This is a genomic window from Achromobacter sp. LC458, from assembly GCF_001005835.2.
GTDB classification, from domain to species: domain Bacteria; phylum Pseudomonadota; class Gammaproteobacteria; order Burkholderiales; family Burkholderiaceae_B; genus Achromobacter; species Achromobacter spanius_B.
This window is the reverse complement of record NZ_LBHW02000090.1, coordinates 1-2496: the sequence shown is the minus strand read 5'-3', so window position 1 is coordinate 2496 and position 2496 is coordinate 1. Positions and strand designations below refer to the sequence as shown.

Here is a 2496-nt window from a genome sequence, read left to right as displayed (position 1 = left end):
TCCCCGTTGCCGCCAGACTTCGGCACGCAGGTCGGCCCAATCGTAGGATTTCGTGGTGACCTGCCATTTCGCGAATGGATTCCACCAGACGTGTTCAAAGCTGTATACGTATACGGTTCGGCGTAAACGGTTAAAACGAACCGGCTCGTCGCGCGGGATGGCGGTGTCTATGCGTATGCAGTGGTATGCCATGGCCGCCATAAAGGGGTAAATAGCCAGCATCTCGGCCGTGGCTGCCAAGCCGAGCTCCCATTGGCTGCTTAGATCGCCAAAATTGAACACTAAGAACAGCAGGAATACCAAAGGAAATAATGCCAAAAACAGCATTAGTCCGCGCATTTTCGTGGCACGACGAGACACTTCCAAGTACGTATCGTTGAGCGCATTTAGCGTCGGTAAAGGGGCTGACCTTATCGCGGGTCGTTCACTATCGGTCGGCATCGCCAAATCGCGCTGCCATCCTCGTGTAGGGGCGTCCAATATGGATCTTTTATTTGTCATATGTCTTGTGATGTGTGCTCTGGGTTGCCAACGGAGACAGTTTTGTATGTCAGAGCAACCGGCTAGCGCATCGCAGTTACCACCAGCTCTGCAAAAAGGTCGGTTTTCGTCTTGTCGGGCCAGTACATTGCGCGCACGGTTGCCGATTCAATGTCGCGTTCCAAAAAAGCAAGGGTGAGCGTGCCGGTGATCGTGGATTCCGCTTGAGTTGGCTTGCGCGTCGCGTTGGCGTCGACCGTGTAGCTCGCGGGTCGCCGGTCGTGCGACAAATGAGCCAATGGCGCAGCGTTGTGTTGGTCCACTACTGCAAAGTGTTGTCCCTTGTAGTCCTTTAGACTCACGTACATGGCATATGCACCTTGTTCGCTATCCCACTGTGGGAAATCGATGCGGTAGACGAATGCTTGAGACCAAATCGGCTCTACGCTTCGGATGTCGAGCGTCGGCTGAGGATTGCTGAGAAATTTTGCCGTTATGCCCATTCCGAGAATGGCTGCATTCAGCGCGCCAATGGCCGTTTCGCTATCCATGATGGCCGCGTTGGATTTGGCTATGGCATCTTCGAGATTTCGGTGCTTTGGTACATGCATGGCGGTCATTGCGCTGTTCCACCAAACCTGTGGTTTTTCGTTGTGTACGCCGAAATAGCAGCGCCTGCTCCATTGCTCTAATGGTGTGGCCTCAAGCTCCTTGGCGGTACTTGAGGCGGCGTAAGCGACGAGGCCGAATACGATCGCTAAACCCAAAGGGCCCGTCAGCGAAGTCAATCCGAAGATAGCGGCTGCGCTCCCAGTCAAGCCGCTCGCTAGCGCAAGCCCTCCGGCCCATCCATGTCGCATTGCTGCGGGGGTGTCGCCCGCGCGGCCATTCCTATACGCGGCAAAGAAATACTGCACTCCTTCTACCACGCCCGACAGCGCGCTCGTGGCTCCGCCAAAACGAATCAGGCCCTTACTAAGCGTCAATGCTTTCACCGCGTGCGGCTTGGCGATAGCGGCTTTTTCCATTGCCCGCGTGACACCTCTGAATCCCACGCCGGCGGCTTCGATGCCGACACCGATAACGCCCATCGCGCTTGCGGCTACGCCCGCGAGGGCTTCTGGGTATCGGTCGCCCAGCCTGTGTTCAAGCTCTTGCAAACTGCGTGTTAACCCGTCCTGTTGAAAAAACAACGCGCCCATGGACAACGCCACGTCCAAGTTCGCCATCCCGCGCATACCCACAAAAGCCGTATGCGCCCGTAGCTTTGCATCCGCAGCCGTGGTTCGTAGTTGCCCGACTACCGCGTGTGCCTCAGGTTCCAAACTTCCAAGGCCCACCACCACGCTGCGCCAGCCAGTGTCCATGGCGTCTGCGCCAGCGTCCGACACGGCAATTAGCTTTTCTTTCAACCCTTCGGCTGTATCCGCCACCCAGAACGTGGCTTTGAATATGTGGTTCTGAGCCGGGCCGGGCAAGGTCAGCATGCCGCTGAATATCAGCGCCCGGGCCTTCTTGCCGGTCTCCTTCGCGGCCTTGTCGTATCGCTGGCGAATTTGTTGAGTGAGTAATTCCTGATACTCGCCCAGCGTCAGTTCGATCTGAACTCGCAGCAGCTGGGTGCGCTCGTATAGCAGCAGGGCGGCTTGATGAACTGTCGTCGCGACGGGCAGAAGCCGTTCTTGCGCTCGCGCTTCCAGCACCGTCATCGCGTTGATCATCGCGCCTTGCAGTTGGCCCGCCGCGTCCCTTACGCTGCTGCGTAGATACATCTCACCTTCTTGCGAAGCCATCACGTCTTTGATGGCGGCATACAGCTTGCCGGAATCATTGGCCTTGAAGCCTCCTGTAAAGGTCGGGCGCAGGCCTTCAAGCAGGCGGGCGTTCTTGGCCAGTAGCGCCTGGTACAGAATGCTGTCGGGGTTTTCGAGCAAGGCCTTCCACAGCTGCTGCGTGGGGCCAAGATCCGCGCCACCAACCGGGGGCGCTTCGCTGGGGCCGCCGTCCAGGCAGGCT

The 2496-nt window shown here is 57.7% G+C and carries 2 protein-coding genes; both read right to left on the bottom strand.

Features of this window, described 5'->3' with window-relative positions; translation table 11 throughout:
• On the bottom strand, positions 1 to 360 hold a 360-nt coding region (locus tag YH64_RS29970), incomplete at its 3' end, for a DUF6708 domain-containing protein (protein WP_370512790.1).
• 203 nt (positions 361 to 563) lie between these two features.
• A partial coding sequence (locus YH64_RS29965; protein WP_221935941.1) for a hypothetical protein occupies positions 564 to 2496 on the bottom strand: 1933 nt, incomplete at its 5' end.